Here is a 17,141-nt window from a genome sequence, read left to right as displayed (position 1 = left end):
AAGATGCTGCGTTCCACCGTGGCTGCGACCGCGCTGATCGTGTCGCTGGCTGCCGCAGGCCAGGCTTCGGCGCAGGAGGTTGCTCCGGCACCCGCCGATCAGGCCAAGCTGACCCAGGATAGCCAGGGCGCCCCCGGTGGCCCGACCTCGGCCATCGCGCCCGAGCCCGTGAGCGCAGGCGAGATCATCGTAACCGCCAACAAGCGGGCCGAGAATGTGCAGCGCGTGCCGCTCGCCGTGTCGGTCGTAGCCCCCGCGCAGCTGGCCGCCGCCGGTGTCCGCAACTTCACCGATATCGGCAAGGTCTCGTCATCGCTGGTCGTCCGCCCGGCCGAGCAGCCGCAGAACTCCAACATTTCGCTGCGCGGCGTCGGCACCTTCGCCTTCGGCATCGGCGTGGAATCGAGCGTCGCGGTGCTGGTCGACGAAGTGCCGCTGGCGTTCCAGGCGCGCGCCTTCACCGACCTGCCCGATGTCGAGCGGATCGAGGTGCTGCGCGGGCCGCAGAGCACGCTTTACGGCAAGTCGGCCTCGGCCGGTCTGGTCAACCTCATCACCCGCAACCCGACCTCGGAGCTTCGCGTCCGTGCGAATGCGGTGGCGACGACCGATCGCGAAGGCGGCGTCAACTTCAGCGTTTCCGGCCCTATCAACGATCAGCTCGGCTATGTCGTCTCGGCTGCCTATAACAAGTGGGATGGCAACATCCGCAACCTGTTCAACAACAAGCGGGTCAATGGTCGCGAGACGCTGAACCTGCGCGGCAAGCTGCGCTGGGAGCCGACCGACACGGCCTCGCTGACCATCGCGGGCAATTATGTCAACGGCAACACGACCGTGGGGCGCCCCTTTCTGGCCTTCGGAGCCAATGCCCGTCTGCGCGGGACCGCCGGGCTGACCCCCTCGGTCGTGCTGCCGGGCGTGGTCGTCGGCCCCGACAATCAGGACATCAGCAACAATTACGACTCACGCACCAAATATGAGGGCGGCGGCGGCTATATCCGCGGCGAGTTCGGCCTCGGCAAGCTGAACCTGGTCACGATCAGTTCCTATGACCGGTTCCACCTGAACGACTATCTCGACCATGACGATACGTCGGCGCCGGGCAATCTGGGCAACAACACCCAGATCGGCGTGTTCAACTCCGAGCAGGTGACCGAGGAGGTCCGGCTGCAGTCCGATGCCGACCAGCCGTTCCGCTATACGGTCGGCCTCTACGGTGCGAATGTGAAGTTCAACCGTCCGTTCCAGCGCGGGCCCTATTTCTCGCTCGCCAACTGGTATGCGACCTCGCAGTCGCGACAGGTCGCGGCCTTCGCGCAAGTCGACTGGACGATCGTGCCCGACCTGACCTTCACCGGCGGCGGGCGCGTGCAGAATGAGCGGGTCGCCTATACCTTCCGCGACAATCTGGCGGGCACGTCCTTTGCGGGCCATGCCAGCGACACGGCGGGCACCTATCGCGGCACGCTGCGCTATGATTTCAGCCCGACGGTCAACGCCTTCATCACCTATGCGACGGGGTATAAGGGCCAGACCTATGACCTGACCACCGGGTTCAACCGCAACCGTGCGCTGGCCGGGCCGATCAAGCCCGAGCGGTCGCGCGACAAGGAACTGGGCATTCGCAGCCAGTTCCTCGACCGCCGCCTGACCGCGAACGTCACCTTCTTCGACACCAGCTACCGCGACCTTCAGGCCCAGACCATCGAGACGCTGGCGGACGGCACATCCAACTATCGCCTGACCAATGTCGGCCGCCTGACCACCAAGGGCATCGAGTTCGAAGGGTCGATGCGGTTCAGCGACAGCTTCAACCTGGGCGGGGCGGCGACCTATCTGGACGCCAAATATGCCCAGTTCGACGTCGCGCAATGCTATCCGTTGCAGACTGCGGCGCAAGGCTGCACCGGCTCGCCCGCCAGCCAGAACCTGACCGGTACGACCGCGATTCAGGCGCCCAAGTGGAAGTTCAACGCCAATCTCGACTATTCGCCGCGCCTGACCCAGGATCTGCGCGGTGTGGCGCAGGTGAACTGGCAATATCAGAGCAGCCTGTATTTTCAGGCGCGCGATCCCCAGACCTTCCAGCCCGCCTTTAGCATCGTGAATGTCGGTCTGGGCGTCCGGCAGGAGGATCGCCGTTGGGAATTGGTCGCCTTCGTCAACAACCTGTTCGACAAGCAATATTATGGGTCGTTGGTGAATACGGCGGGCAATTTCGGCGGCAATATCGCGACGCAGGCGGTGCTGCCGCGTGATTTCCGCCGCTATGGCGGGCTCCGGCTGGGCTTCAACTTCTGATGCGGCGCGCGGTGCTGGGGGCGGTCGCGGTCCTGGCCGCTGTCGCCGCCGCGCAGGGACAGGGCGTGGGGGAGGGGGCACCCGCCCGTCCGCCCGTCGACGCGCCCGAGCTGGCGCAGCTGGGCCGCTATCCCGTCGGCGTGATGCGGACCGAGTTCGTCCAGCCGGGGCAGGCCGATCCGTTGCAGGGCCGCGATCGGCCCGCCATCGTCGACCGGCATTTGCCGCTGGTCATCTGGTATCCGGCGGCGTCTGCCGGGCCCGGCATCACCTATCACACCGCCCTGTCCGGCGAAGACGGGCGGGACGTGCCCTTCGACCTGCCGGGGCTGGCTTCGGCTGACCGGCCCGTGGCGACGGGGCGGTTTCCGCTCGTCATCCTCGCCCATGGTTACGGCAACACGCCGGAGGTCCTGTCCTGGCTGGGCGAGAACCTGGCGAGCAAGGGCTATGTGGTCGTCGCCCCGGCCTTTCGCGATCCGCCGATCAGCATCCGTACCGACGCCGCCAGGGCAGGGCCGATCGCCCGGCGGCCGCTCGACATCGCCTTTGTCGCACGGGAAGCGCAGAAGCGGGCGACCGCGCAGGACGGCATCCTCGCTGCCGCCGATCCGGCCCGAACGGCACTGATCGGCTATTCGATGGGCGGCTACGGCGTGTTGACCGTCGGGGGCGCGCCGCTCAACCCTGCCATAGCCGGATTGAGCCGTGGCATCCTTGGCGCCTATGCGGCCGGGGCTGCGCGGAGTGGGGACCTGTCGGTGCCGGGCGTGAAGGCGATCGTCGCGCTCGCCCCCGCCGCGCGGTTCGGCGAGGTCCCGATCTGGACCGGGCAGGGTGTGGGCGCGGTGAACGCGCCGACCCTGATCGTGGTCGGCGACCATGACCGGGTGGTCGGCCATGACGCGGTGCGTGCGCTGTTCACCGCACCTGCTTCCGCGCCGCGCTATCTGCTGACCTTCGCCCAGGCCGGGCACAGCATCGCGCTGGTTGGTGCGCCGCCCGCCATGCGTCAGCGTTTCTGGGACATGGACTGGTTCGAGGACGCCGTCTGGCGCAAGGATCGCTTGCTGCCCATCCAGACGCATTTCATCACGGCCTTTCTCGACCGCTATGTGAAGGGCGAGACCGCGAAGGACGCCTATCTGAACGGCCTGGAGGTGCAGTCCGATGCGGGCCGTTGGCCGAACGTGCCGGTCGGCCGGGTGGCGCAATACAGCCCGGGCCCGCCCGCCTCGACCGTTTGGAAGGGCTTTCAGCCCGGCCGCGCGGTCGGCATGACGTTCGAATATAGACCGGCGCCCTGAGGCGGGACGCGGCCCGATCGACTGGCCGCTGCGCAGGAATGGGTTAGAACCGGCTAAACAGGGAGAGCGAAGCGATGATCGGAAAAGGCTGGACCGGCGCCATGGCCGGAATGCTGGCGATACTGGGATCGCCGCTTGCGGCGCAGGAGGCGCCGCCGTCTCCGGGGCCGGTCCTGGCCGCTGCCGATCTGCGCGACGGCACCGACCTGTCGGGGCCGTGGCATTATTCGATCGACCCGTTCCGATCCGGCATTGCGGGCTTCCATGGCGGGATGCCCGATGCGGGGCAGCAGCGCTGGCGCGATGTCGATGTCCGCGCCGCGATGGCGAAGGACAGCCGGGTCCTCTATGAGTTCGATCTCGCCCATTCGCCGCTGACCTCGCTCCCCTCGTCCTGGCTGACCCAGGCGCCGGAGCTTCGCCATTATGACGGGCTGATGTGGTATCAGCGGACGTTCGCCGCGCCGCCCGTGCGCAAAGGGCGCTATTTCCTGCGCTTCGGCGCGGCCAATTATGCGACTATCGTCTATCTGAACGGCAAGCAGGTGGGGCGGCATGAGGGCGGCTTCACGCCCTTCGCCTTCGACGTCACCGGCCTGCTGCGCGACGGGCAGAACCAGATCACGGTCGGGGTCGACAGCCAGGCGACCGAGGCCACCGTGCCGCCGCCCGTCACCGACTGGGAGAATTATGGCGGCATCACGCGGCCGGTACGGCTGATCCAGACGCCCGATACTTATGTCGACGATGCGTGGGTCCGCCTGACCCGTGACGGCAAGATGGCGGTCGACGTCCATCTCGACGGACCGCAGGCCGCCAACCGGCCCGTTCGCCTGCGCATCGCCGAGCTGGGGCTCGACCGGGCGGGCGTGACCGATGCGGGTGGCAATTGGCGCGCGACCATGGCGGCGCCGCGCGCGCTGATCCGCTGGTCGCCCGACCGGCCCAAGCTCTATGACGTTGCCATCGCGTCCGGCGAGGATCAGTGGCGCGACCGCATCGGCTTCCGCACCATCGAGCGGCGCGGGGCCGACATTCTGCTCAACGGCAAGCCGATCTTCCTGCGCGGCATCTCGATGCATGAGGAGGAATTGGGCGTCGATCCGACCCGCGCCATGACCCCGGCGGCGTCGCGGGCGCTGCTCAGCGAGATCAAGGACGGGTTGCACGGCAATTTCGTCCGGCTGGCCCATTATCCGCATTCCGACGTCACCGTCCGCCTGGCCGACGAGCTGGGCCTGATCGTGTGGAGCGAAGTGCCCGTCTATTGGCGGGTGGCCTGGTCCAATCCGGATACGCTGAACCGTGCGCGCACCATGCTGGCGGAGAATATCCTGCGCGACCGCAACCGCGCCGCGATCGCCATCTGGAGCGTCGCCAACGAAACCCCGGTGACCGACGCGCGCAACAGTTTCCTGCGCACGCTGGTCGGCGATGTCCGGCGCCTGGACGATACGCGGCTGGTCAGCGCGGCGCTGCTCGTGGAGCGGGACGAGAGTGCCGACCATCCCGTCATGACGCTCGCCGATCCGCTGGCCGAGGCGCTTGATGTCATGGCGATCAACACCTATAATGGCTGGTATACGCAGGACCGCCTGGCCGATCTCGGCCGTAGCGAGTGGCGGGTGCCCGCCGACAAGCCGCTGATCTTCTCGGAGTTCGGCGCCGATGCGCGGGCGGGCTTCCACGATCCCGCCAACAAGCAGAAATTCTCAGAGGAGTATCAGGCCGATTATTACCGCGCGACGCTGGGCATGGCGGATCATATCCCGACCTTGCGCGGCATGTCGCCCTGGATCCTGAAGGACTTCCGCTCGCCGCGCCGCCAGAACCCGGACTTCCAGCAGGGGTGGAACCGCAAGGGGCTGATCTCCGAAACCGGGCAGCGTAAGGAGGCTTTCGCGGTGTTGAGCGACTATTACGGCGCAAAGTCGACCGCCCGATAGGCGGTATTTCAACGGCTTGGGCCCGGAACTGGGCGTGCCGCGTTGGCCGCGGCATGACCCAGGACGACGAAAAATGGATGCGCATGGCGATCGCGGTTGCGACGTCGAAAGGCTCCGACCCCTCGACCTCGCCTTTGGGCTCGGTGATCGTGCTCGACGGGCAGGTGATCGCCGCCGAGCGTAACCAGACCGAGGAACTGCCCGACGCCACCGCCCATGCGGAGATGATGGCGATCCGTCGCGGTTGCGAAGGGCAGGGGGCGTTGGAGCTGCGCGGGGCGACCCTCTACTCCACGCTGCAACCCTGCGGCATGTGCACCATGGCCTCGATCTGGTCGAAGGTCGGGCGGGTCGTTTACGGCGCGGGGCGCGATGACGTGCACCCGATGTATTTCGAGGCGCGGCATGTCGATACATTGGGCTTCATAGCCGACGCGTATCGCGACGATATCGTGACCGAGGGTGGGTGCCTGCGCGCGGAATGCGCCGCGCTCTATTATCCGCCCGATGCCGACCTGCCGAAAGAGGAACAGGCGAACCTCTGACGCTGAAAAAAAAGGGCCGCCCGTCCATATTAGACGGGCAGCCCCTATTTCAGGTCGGGCCTTAGAACTTGGCCTGGACGCCCGCATAGACGAAGCGGCCGAGCGTATCATATTGCCCGCTGCCCGCGCCCAGACCGGTCAGGTCGAGCGGCGGATGCTTGTCGCCCAGATTGGTGACGCCCAGATAGAAGTTGAAGTTCTTGGTGGCGTCCACACCCAGCCGGATGTCGTGATAGGCGACGACCGGATAATATTTGTGATCGGCATAATAGGGATCGGTCGGCGCGATCCCGTTGAGCGTGTTGTAATAGGCGTAATCGCCGACATATTGGCGACCATACCAGCGCAGACGATAGCCGAAGGTGAACGGCCCCGTCATGAAGTTGGCGTTGATCGTGAAGCGGTCCTGCGGCGTCCCCAGATTGTTCAGATCGCGCGTCACATAGTCGGGACGGGTCGGATCGGTATAGTCGTTGCGCTCCAGGACATGGGTGTAATTGCCGCGCAGCGACAGGCGGCCGAGCGTGCCGATGTCGTGATTATAGGCAAGCTCGGCATCAATGCCGCGCGCCCGCAGCGAGGCGAAGTTGACGCCGGCCGACAGGAGCGAGCCCTCCAGGATCTGGAAGGGGATTTCGCCGCTGGGTCCGCCGCTGGCCCCGGCACGCTTGAACAGCGCGCAGAACTGGTTGCTGAGCGTCGGCAGATCATAGCATTGGTTGATGATCGTCTGTGCATCGACCGAGGCGATCGCCTGCTGGACGCGGATATTATAATAGTCGACCGTCAGCGACAGGCCGGGGACCCAGTGCGGCTGGAACACGCCGCCATAGGTGTAGGAGTCCGACCGCTCCGCCCGCAGGCTGGGATTGCCGCCGCTCTGGTAGAGCAGCGAGTTGGAATATTGGAAATTATAGCCCGACGGGCGTCCCGCCGCCGCGCAATTCGCCTGGCGATTGGCGGGGTTCGTCCCCTTGGTGATGTTGTCGGCCGAGCAGGGGTCCGAGACCAACTGATAATTGGCGCCGGGCGGGGTGTAGAGTTCGCCCAGGTTCGGCGCGCGCACCGCGCGGGCATAGCTGGCGCGGAAGGTCAGGTCGCTGACCGGCTTCCAGATCGCCGACGCGTTATACGACCAGACCGTACCCGCCGTCGTGTTATAGTCCGAAACACGCGCCGCACCCGAAAGCGTCAGCTCCTTGATGAGCGGAAGGTCCTTGAGCAGCGGCACCCGGACTTCGCCGAACGCCTCCTTCACGATCATCGCCGGCGCATTGAAGGTCGGGATGGCGTTATAGAAGGTATAGCCCTCCGAGACGAGCGGGTCCTGCGAGTAATAGTTGGTCTCGCGCCGATACTCGCCACCGATCGAGAAGCCGATCGGGCCGCCGGGCAGCGAGAACAGCTGTTCCAGATCGCCCGACAGATAGCCGCTGATGTCCAGCTGCGTGATCTTGCCGACCGAGGTCGTGTTCTGGAGCAGATAGTTGCGCTGGGCCTGGGTGAACTGGCCACCCATCACGTTGATCGGCACGCAGGCCGCGACGTCATTGGCCAGGACCGAGGCCTGGTTCGGATCGTTCACGCCGGCATAGCCGACCGCCGCGGTCGGATCGACCTGCGAGCGGCAGACGATCTGCCCGGCGCTGTTGCGGACCGCGTCATTGGCCAGCAGGAAGCGCTGGACGTTTAGATTGCCCAGGATTTCGGTCTTCTCACGGAACGATCCGTAATTGGCCGACACCTCGTAATGCCAGTTGTTGTTGAAGTCGCCGCGCACGCCGCCGACGATGCGGAACGTGTCGCGATCCGACTGTTCCGACCGGTTGCCCAGCCCGAACATGATTTCGCGCACGTTGAACGTTCCCGACGGACCGACATTGGCATTGGGATTGGCGAGCAGCTTGTTGGCGACGATCGTCGCGCGCGCCTGATCGGTCAGATAGGGATTGTCGAGCCGGATGGCTTCACGGCTGTCGGAGAACACGCCGCCATTGATGAAGGCTGGGCCGCTCGAGCCCGATCCGAAGACCGAAGTATGCGAATAGGTCGCCTCGACGAACGGCACGAACGCGTCCGAGACGGTATAATGGCCGATCAGGCTGACATTGACGCGGTTCAGCTGGGGCTGGATCTGGAACTGGTTGCCCTCTCGTCCGGTGCTGCCATTGCCGCCGATGAACGAACCGTTCGGACCATAGCCGACACGCTGGCCGGTGAGCGGGACCAGATTGCCGTCTGGCGTGAACTGATAGGGGACATAATAGGCGACACCGTTCGGCGCGGTGCCCGCATTCAGCAGCGAGTTGCCGCCGAAGCGCACCACGCCGGTATCGCTGTACGAGGCGCTGCGCACGTCATTGTATAGCAGATATTCGGGATTGCCCGGCGCGCCGTTCGGATTGACCTCTACGAAAGAGCGCTGCTGCGACAGATACGGGCGGCTGGATGCGAAAAACTGGTCCTGATGGGCATATTCGACATTGACCGCGACATTGCCGCGACCTTCGTTGAAATTCTTGCCCGCCAGGATGCTGGCAAAGCTGGCCTGGCCGTCACCATAGGTGCTGACGCCGTTCTGGGCGCGGGCCTGGATGCCCTCATAATGGTCCTTAAGGACGAAGTTGACCACGCCTGCGACCGCGTCCGAGCCATAGACGGCGGACTCGCCGCCGGTCACGATGTCGACGCTCTGGATCAGGTCGGTCGGGATCGTGTTGGTATCGACCGAGGTGCCGGAGCTGAGGATGTCGCCCGCGACGTGGCGGCGACCGTTGACCAGCACCAGCGTGCGCTGCGTACCCAGGTTGCGCAGGTCGAGCAGGTTGAGGCCCGACGTGCCAAGGAAGCGGGTCGAGTTGGACTGGCTGAAGGTCGAGGCCAGCTGGGGTAGCTGGTTCAGCTGGTCGCCGATCGAGACCTGACCGGTCTGGAAGAACTCCGAGCCCTGGACGCTCGTCACCGGGTTGGGCGAGGTCAGGTTGGGGCTGGCGATGCGCGAGCCGGTGACGATGACGTCGTTGGAGCCGGTCGTGGCGGTGCTGGCGGTGGTGTTGCCCGCAGGCGTCACATCCTGTTGCGGCGTCGTCGCCGTCGCAGGATCGGCATTCCCCGCGGCCTGAGCCTGGGCCATCGATGGCAGCAGAGCCAAGGTGCCGATCAAGGCGGTCGCACCGAAAAGGTGGCGGATATTCATGGTTTCCCCCATTTTTATGGATGGACAGACCATCTGACCTATATGTTAGCGTTGCCGTGACAAGATCATGAAAACAACGACATTTTTGTCCGGTCGTTGGAGCGTGTGGCAGATATGTGACATAAGGGCGGGCGTCACGGGCCGCGCTCCATCCATTTTTTGCGATATTCGCGATGGCCTGGTCGCCGATCAATCCGATCGCCCCCGCGCCTGGTCGATGACCAAGCCGAGGGTCGTTTTCTCTTTGTCTTATTTGAGAGGGAACGGGCCAAGCGCCATCGTCCGTGGTCAGGGAGACAGGATTCCTGACCTATTTTTTCCGCGCACTAAGCTATTGATTTTGCGTCGACGCTCAACCCGTCTGTCGGCGGGTTGCACATTGATGGGTACAAGAAGGGGTACAGCGTGGCAAGGCCATCAAACGGGCTTGTCGACTTGGCGATACCTCAAGCCATAGTCGTGCTTGACGATCTTCGCAGATCGTGGGTCCGCCATAGCTGTGCGACATGCCCCGACGCGTTGTTCGAGGCGTGATGCCCGAGCAGGCGAGCGGTAGATCTAGATCATCGTATTCCCCTGGACGTGGCCGATGTTGGGACACCGCGTAATTGATGTAGCCACCCTCGTGCATGGTACGAAGTCGCCTTGGCGCTTCAATGCAGGAGGGTGACCGATGTCGATGTACGCAGGATTAGATGTGAGCGACAAGACGACGCATATCTGCGTAGTCGATGCCGACGGTAAGGTTTTACGTCGCGATGTTGTTGCGAGCGATCCCGACGTTTTAGCCAAATGGCTCAACAGGCATTGTGCCGAGCTGAGCCGCGTGGTGCTGGAGACAGGAACGCTATCGACTTTCCTGTATCACGGACTGGTTGAGCGTGGCGTCGCGATAGAATGTATCTGCGCGCGGCACGCAAAGGGTGTCCTTTCGGCGCGCGTGAACAAGAGCGACGTGCACGATGCGGAAGGGCTTGCCCAACTGGCGCGTACAGGCTGGTACAAGCGGGTTCACATGAAAGCGTCAGCCACGCATATCGACAGGGCAGCCCTGCGTATTCGCGCGCAGCTCATCACCGCGCGTACGTCCATGGCCAATCAGTTGCGTGGGCTCCTGAAGCTGTTCGGCCTGCGCATGGGTACCGCCAGAACACCGGGCCGGCGTGCCGAACGCCTGGCCGCCTTCTACGCCCAGCGCCCGGATCTGAAGGCTCTGTTCGCCCCGCTTATTGCCGCCATGGAAGCCATCGAGGAGCAACTGCGCGCCTCCAATCGCCTGCTCAACGATCGGGCAAAGGCGGACGAGGTCTGCGCCAGGCTGATGAGCGTTCCTGGTGTCGGCCCGATCACGGCTCTCACCTTCACTGCTACCATCGAAGACCCCCACCGCTTCGCAAGGAGCGAGGATGTCGGCGCCTATGCGGGGCTTGTCCCCCGACGCAGTCAATCGGGAGAACGCGATGTAAGCGGACATATCTCCAAGGCGGGAGATCCGATGTTGCGCAAGGCGCTTTACGAAGCGGCCAACGTCGCACTGTCGCAGGTGAAGCGGCCATTTGCCCTTCAGGCATGGGGCAGGAAAATCGCCAAAGGCAAAGGGCCAAGGCGTGCCAGAACGGCCGTCGCACGGAAGCTCGCCGCATTACTCCATTCACTTTGGCTGAACGAGACCGAGTTTCGCTGGGCCTGATCCCCGGCGTTCCTCATCCCGCTCAGCCATGCCCCGGACGATCTCGTCAGCTTTGTAGAGGGTCAAACCTCGTTTGGGACTCAGAGACGTCCACCTATTCCGCTCGGCCGCGATCATGAAGGCTCGGACGTGAAGCTGCCACAGCTGTCCGATGACCTCGAAGACAACCATTGGCGAACGGGAAAAAAGGAAGGGCAACGCAGAAATCAATTAGACAACAAAGCCGTCGTTCCCGAGTTCAGGCCCGAATGTCAGGTCTTGGCGTGAACCGACATTCAGCATTTACTGCATCACCCCCATGCAGCGGCCGCAAATGGGCCGATAACGGACCGTCGGTTTGCGGCACTACCAGCCAGGGCAGCGGACGTTCATGGTTGTCGTGGTCCAGGGTCCGAAAGTGAGCCGTTTGTCGACCGACCGGTTTCAATGACAAACCCAAGGAAGCGGAGGTCACTCCGGGCTCGCTCGGCGAAATAGTGTAGAACAAAAGCTCCGCCATAAGGAGACAAATTTCACTTGCCCTACCAGAGGAATTGCTGCGATTATCATGCGATATTATTAGGCGAGTGAATCCCTTGTCCGTTCTGGATATTCCTCTTCGAAAGGCTTTGCAGCTGTTCTATGCACGCAGAGCGTTGCGACGATCCATATTGAAGGATGATATCCGACTTGATCGCAAGAAAGAAGCGGGCGGCACAAGAAGCCGGGGTGGTGATTTCTATCTGCCGTTCTGGTCAGATGTTAAAAAGCATATATCGGGTGATGGGGAATTAGCAGATCTGACCACAGATCGCATTGCCTCAAACGAAAATTATAAACGCCTATATCCCCTATTGAAGGAAGGCGTTCTTGAATTGCTTAGTGCAAAGTTACGTTGGTCAAATGAACCAGTCGAGATCATTCCTCAGAGCGTTCATGGGATTCTACGAATTGAGAATCTAGGCGGAACAGTTCGCATCCGCGACGCTCTCCACGCGCGTGTAAGAGAGAAGTATACACGCGTTGTATATCCCTACTTCAGCGAAGAGCCTGCGCTACCTGAGGAAGGGGGAAGGTTGGGCCTATGGGCGATGCAACAAGCACTGGAAGGCTTAGATCCAAATGACATGCGTATCATAGATCCTCTTCGCAGGACGTTTTTCTCGCCAGAGACAACGTCCTTACAAGGCACCGAGGAGGCTATTTTCAACGACAAATACAGGTCTTTGATCGATGAATGGGAGCGTCTCAGGCTTGAGTGACCCGGCCTTACAACTGCAAATGCAAGATCGGTATTCTGCCGGATTTATCAGAAATAAAAGAAAGTTCAGCGCAAAACCGCTTCAAACAGGGCAGGTGCTTATCCAAGGCCGGCCTCCACGATAAACGGGGTCGGCGTGTTCTTCCAGTGAGACTGATCGGACGCGACGACGAGGATGCGCTTGGCGCGAGTCAGGCCTACGTAGAATAGCCGCCGAGACTCGTCATACGCCTCCTGCGTCGATGTCGAGAAATGCGGGATACTGCCATTGTTCATGCAGATCAGGGCGACGCCATCGAATTCGCGGCCTTTTGAATTGTGCAGCGTGATCAGCTTAAGCGCATGCTCGGGATTGGCGAACAGGCCCATATCGGAGATCAGCAGATTTGCGAGATCGACCTTGCTGGCCTGCATATCGGACAGCATTTCCTCGGCGGAATCGACCAGCGGCTGTTTGGCGCTGCCCGGCAACCATTCCTCGCGTTCGAGATAGTCACCAGCCTCGCGGGCGATGGCGCGCAGCCAAGCGACGCCGCCGGGATGCTGGTTGGCAAGTTCGCGAGCGAGATAGATCAGGCCGAGCGCCGCACGACGCCCCTGATAGCTGAACATGTCGTAGCGCGAGTTCCCGGTGAGATCACCGATGAGCCGAAACAATGCTCGCTCGACACCCGGGAGGCCGAGGTAATTGCCGGCTCCGGCGCAGGCTCCAAGTTGCTCGGCAAGTCCGGCAAGCAGACGCCGACGCTTATAGGGGCGCGCGCCCGGACCGAAGACCGGGACGTCGAATTCACGGAGGGCGCGGGCGACGGGGATGAGGTGCGTCCACCATGGCGCAAGGATCGCGGCTTTGCCGAGCGGGATGCCGGCATCCTGCAGGGCGGGCAGGAAATGCTCGGTGATGGCGTCGATTGGCCAGCCGACATGGACGTAGTTCACTTGCGCCGCGAGCTGGGCTGCATCGCCCGCCGACTGCATCCCCGGCACGGTCGGGATGAGTGTTGATGCTGTGCTGACTATCGCCGGCCCGCATCGAAAGTTGCCGGTCAGGACCGTGTCGCGGTGCGCGTCGATCTTATCGCCGAACTGCTCGGCGAGTTCCGGGCGAGCGCCGGCGAAGCGCATAATCGATTGGTTCTGATCACCGACGAGAAAGAAGCGGGTGTGGAGGAAATGCTGGAGCGCGCCGAAGATGGCGATCTGGATGTCTGTGGTGTCCTGGAATTCGTCGATCAGCAGCCAGACAAAGCGGCTCGCGATGCCGCGTCCGACGAACGGGTGCTGTTCGAGAATCTTCCATGAATAAAAGAGGATCATCGCGAAATCGAGGTATCCGTGGGCGCGGACCCGCTCCCAATAGAGCGCGGCGGATTCGTCGGTGACGATGCCGGTCTCAATACCTTGGCCGCAGGGTTCACCGTTCACGTCGATGCGCAGGGATTCGTAGTCCTCGAACACCTGCCCGGAGGGCACGCGACCGAAGGCGTCCTCGACCGCCGTCACGATCTGCTCGAACAGGCTGTTCTCGCGGGAGAGCACCTGAAACGTCGCCGGCACCTCGGGAACCAGCCAGCTATAGGGACGCAGGATGAATTGCAGGCAAAAAGCGTGGATCGTGGAGATTTCACAGCGTTCCGCGATCGCGTTGTTGCCGTAGGTGCGCAACCGGGCTTCGATCTCGTCGACCGCGGCATTGGTATAGGTGATGCAGCCGATGAATTGGGGCGTGCCGACGACCTGATCGGCCAGCGTCAGCAGCTTGGCGAGAATGACCCGCGTCTTGCCGCTGCCTGGGCAAGCCGTCAGCAGTAGATTGCCGTCATGTTCGACCGCCTCGCGCTGTTCGGGTGTCAGCCGGATCATTCGGTGAGCCACTCAAAGGCCTGCTCGATATAGGGCGGCAGATCGGTCGCGAGATTAGCGTAGCGTGCTGCTATCTGCGCGAAACGCGCTTTGCCAAAGCGCTTGGCGGTATTGAGCGTCATAGAGCCAAGCTCGACGCGCAGCGCCGTCTCTTCGGCTAGGCCCAATCCCCCGAGCGCGAGCGTTGCGAGCCCATCCTCCATCTGCGCAAGGATCTGCGGCGCGCCGAGAGCACGAATGGTCTCGATCAGCATCGGTAGGCGCCCGACCGATACCAATTCGCGTTCGAAAGTAGTGGCGCCCGCGAATATGGACACAAAGTCGCTTTCCAGCGCCACCAAATCGGGGGCGTCGGTTTCCGGATGGAAGTCCTCGGCGTCGGACGGCTTCATGTCAGCATCGGCAACGATCGCGCATTTTTTCTCGAGCGAGCCGGCGCGGAACAGCTTGGCATAGACGTCGAAATGAACGCCATGAATCGCGATAACCGAGATGCCGAGCCGCTCGAGCTTCACGCCGTACACCTGCTCGATCAACGCCGGGATCAGGAACATCTCGGCTGGCCCTTCGACCAGCATGACCTTGCGGGCGTAGAGCAATGCGCTCTTGGTTGCGTCGAGGTAGCGTTCGAGATCGGCAATCTCTGGCGCGGTCAGCGCCGCATTGAGCGCGAGATTGCCCGCAGCAATGGTCGCGTCCTCGCGCTTGGTGAGCGATACAATGCTGCTCAGCGGAACCTGCGAGGTCACCTGGGTGCTGTGACTGGTCAAAATGGTCTGCACGCCGATCGCGCGCAGTGCCGCGATTAGCGAGAATTGCAGCTGGGGATGGAGATGCGCTTCGGGCTCCTCTATGAGGATCAACTGGCCGGCCGAGCGGTTGAGTGCGATCCGCCGCTGAAGATACTCCATCAAGATCGCGATGTAGAGGATGTTGTTCATGCCAAGACCGTTGCGGCCGGGTTCGAACGAGGTGAGCGACAGGTCCGACAGAATGATTTTCAGGTTGCGGATGATGGCGCGGAAGGTCGCGGCGGACAGGCCGAGCGTGGCGTCCATCTCGAACGCGGGGCCGGAGACATCCTTGAATCGCGCGTCGATTGCCCCTGCAATCTCGGAGATCGTCGCCGAGTTCGCAATTGCCTGATTGGCTTGGTCGAGGATGGCAATCAGGGCATCCTGCTCGGCCGCGTCGATCTCGAAGGCCTCGGTCAGGCGGACAAGCGGCGATTGGCGGGGATTGCGCAGGTCATTCTCGACATCGCGGAGCGCGGGCAGATGAACGAGAAGGTAAGATTGCAGGTCGGCGAAGCGCACGGATTCGCCTATCCCCTCATCATCCCAGGTGATGTCGGCAAGGTCGACCGCAGGATCACCGCCACCGCGGATTTCCCACTGATAGTCCTCAAGGGTCAGCGTCCCGGGTGCGATGTCGCCACTCGCAAGCTGCTCCCGGACAGCCGGGCGCGGGCGGAAGCGGTAGAATATGCGCGCACGATCCGCGGCGGTCTTCCAAGTGCTGACCAGAGCCTCTTCATTCACTCTGCCCTCGAACCCGGTCAACTCAATGCCGATCAGAACTTGGCTAGGCTCGGCAATATCGATCGCGGAGTGAATGTCCTCGCGCAGCAGTGAGCGAAAACTCGACGGCAACATATTGTCGAGGCAGATCTGGATTGCGCGCAGGATCGCGGTCTTGCCGGTGTTGTTCTCGCCGATGATGCAGCACAGATCATCAGCCACATTAACGTCAAGCGACGCGAAGGTGCGAAAGTTCTGAATTACGATCCGCGCTACCCGCATCATCCCCACCCGACTGTTCGGCGGCGAAATGACGCCTCGATGCTATGTGATTAAATTAGGAGTAACACCGCGACAAGCACGTTCGCCGATGTCGCACTGACTTTGATTATTTCTTGGGAGCCTTGAGCTGAGCTGCTGCCGGTTCCGCGGACACCGAGATAAGGTGTTTTTGGGACCGGAGGGTGTGAATGCAACGACGGAAGTTCAGCCGGGAGTTTAAGCTTGAGGCGGTGAAGCTGGTCAGGGAGCGCGAGGTATCGGTGTCGCAGGCCGCCCGCGATCTGGACCTGCATGAGGACGTGCTGCGCAAATGGGTTCGTGAGCATGTGTCGGATCCTGGCTCGGCCTTTCCCGGTCATGGACTAATGAAGCCCGAGCAGCAGGAGATTGAGCGGCTACGCCGCGAGTTGGCCCGGATGAAGGCCGAGCGCGACATTCTAAAAAAAGCGGCGGCCTACTTCGCCAGGGACTCGGTATGAGGTTCGAGTTCATCGCGAAGCACCGGGGGATCTGGCCCGTATCGTGGATCTGCGAAGCGCTCGGTGTTTCGCGCAGCGGCTTTCATGCCTGGCTGGTTCGGGCGCCAAGTGCTCGTGCCCGGAGCGACGAGGAGTTCGGCGCCAGGGTTCGTGCCAGCTTCATTTCCAGCTATCGGACGTACGGCGCACGCCGCGTCTGGCACGACCTTCTGGCCGAAGGCCTCTCATGTGGTTTGCTTCGCGTCGAACGGCTGATGCGTGTTCACGGTCTGAAGGCTAGACCCCGGCGTCGCGGCTTACCCAAGGACGACGGCCTGCGGTCGGCCATTGCCGACAACCTCCTCGATCGCCAGTTCACCGCCGAGGCGCCCAACCAAAGGTGGATCGCGGACTTTACCTCCATCTGGACCGCCGAGGGTTGGCTGTACGTCGCCGTCGTCATCGACCTGTTCTCCAGGCGCGTGATAGGTTGGTCGATGAGCAACACCATGACCGCCCAGATCGTCACCGATGCCCTGATCATGGCGATCTGGCGGCGCGGGAAGCCCGACGCCCTACTGCACCACTCGGACCAGGGCAGCCAATGTAAGCGTGTTCGGCAGGCCGCCTTGCGGTGGCGCCGGTAGCGGGGATGCTTGTCGCCTTTGACGAGGGCGCGGGCGGTGCGGGAAGCTATCGGTTCTACGACCAGCCATACGAGCACTCGTATGACTGGTCGGATGGAGGTGGTCGGCCGGGTGTCAGGCCGGCGCCGATGGTCGGATGCGGA

General features: G+C 62.8%; 9 protein-coding genes and 1 pseudogene. 7 read left to right on the top strand and 3 right to left on the bottom strand.

The features are described 5' to 3' along the window. Positions 1-3: 3 nt before the first annotated feature. From QZ546_RS06055 to QZ546_RS06040, 4 genes are all read left to right on the top strand, one after another. Positions 4-2,304: a TonB-dependent receptor gene (locus QZ546_RS06055; protein WP_294235692.1), complete on the top strand. Its 2,301-nt coding sequence runs from the start codon at positions 4-6 to the stop codon at positions 2,302-2,304. Then, positions 2,304-3,611 carry a dienelactone hydrolase gene (locus QZ546_RS06050; RefSeq protein ID WP_294235691.1) on the top strand — a complete coding sequence of 436 codons (1,308 nt, stop codon included), beginning with the start codon at positions 2,304-2,306 and terminating at the stop codon, positions 3,609-3,611. The genes QZ546_RS06055 and QZ546_RS06050 overlap by 1 nt, the downstream gene beginning before the upstream one ends. 74 nt (positions 3,612-3,685) lie before the next feature. Beyond that, positions 3,686-5,557 carry a glycoside hydrolase family 2 protein gene (locus QZ546_RS06045; RefSeq protein WP_294235690.1) on the top strand — a complete coding sequence of 624 codons (1,872 nt, stop codon included), beginning with the start codon at positions 3,686-3,688 and terminating at the stop codon, positions 5,555-5,557. Positions 5,558-5,610: 53 nt separating this feature from the next. After that, complete coding sequence (locus QZ546_RS06040; RefSeq protein ID WP_294235689.1) at positions 5,611-6,102, top strand: nucleoside deaminase; 492 nt, start codon at positions 5,611-5,613, stop codon at positions 6,100-6,102. Positions 6,103-6,163: 61 nt separating this feature from the next. Here QZ546_RS06040 and QZ546_RS06035 read toward each other — a convergent pair whose 3' ends face one another. After that, a complete protein-coding gene (locus tag QZ546_RS06035; protein ID WP_294235688.1) occupies positions 6,164-9,298 on the bottom strand; it encodes a TonB-dependent receptor in 3,135 nt (1,044 codons plus the stop codon). A gap of 673 nt (positions 9,299-9,971) precedes the next feature. On the opposite strand from QZ546_RS06035, the gene QZ546_RS06030 reads away from it, so the two are divergent. Together QZ546_RS06030 and QZ546_RS06025 are read left to right on the top strand one after the other, a co-directional pair. Continuing rightward, positions 9,972-10,988, top strand: coding sequence for an IS110 family transposase (locus QZ546_RS06030; protein ID WP_367113515.1), 1,017 nt, complete (start codon positions 9,972-9,974; stop codon positions 10,986-10,988). Positions 10,989-11,563: 575 nt separating this feature from the next. Continuing rightward, positions 11,564-12,229, top strand: a complete 666-nt coding sequence (locus tag QZ546_RS06025) for a hypothetical protein (RefSeq protein ID WP_294235687.1) — start codon at positions 11,564-11,566, stop codon at positions 12,227-12,229. Positions 12,230-12,327: 98 nt separating this feature from the next. Here the strand turns inward: QZ546_RS06025 and QZ546_RS06020 are convergent, their stop codons facing one another. Both QZ546_RS06020 and QZ546_RS06015 read right to left on the bottom strand, forming a co-directional pair. Further along, the gene (locus tag QZ546_RS06020; protein ID WP_294235686.1) at positions 12,328-14,091 is read right to left on the bottom strand and encodes an ATP-dependent helicase; all 1,764 of its coding nucleotides are present in this window, start codon (positions 14,089-14,091) and stop codon (positions 12,328-12,330) included. After that, complete coding sequence (locus QZ546_RS06015) at positions 14,088-15,896, bottom strand: AAA family ATPase (RefSeq protein WP_294235685.1); 1,809 nt, start codon at positions 15,894-15,896, stop codon at positions 14,088-14,090. The genes QZ546_RS06020 and QZ546_RS06015 overlap by 4 nt, the downstream gene beginning before the upstream one ends. Positions 15,897-16,081: 185 nt before the next feature. On the opposite strand from QZ546_RS06015, the pseudogene QZ546_RS06010 reads away from it, so the two are divergent. Beyond that, a pseudogene (locus QZ546_RS06010) lies at positions 16,082-16,956 on the top strand (IS3 family transposase); the annotation flags it as partial. Between the last annotated feature and the right edge of the window lie 185 nt (positions 16,957-17,141).

This window comes from uncultured Sphingomonas sp. (assembly GCF_913062585.1).
Lineage (GTDB): Bacteria > Pseudomonadota > Alphaproteobacteria > Sphingomonadales > Sphingomonadaceae > Sphingomonas.
This window is presented reverse-complemented; position numbering and strand designations above follow the sequence as displayed.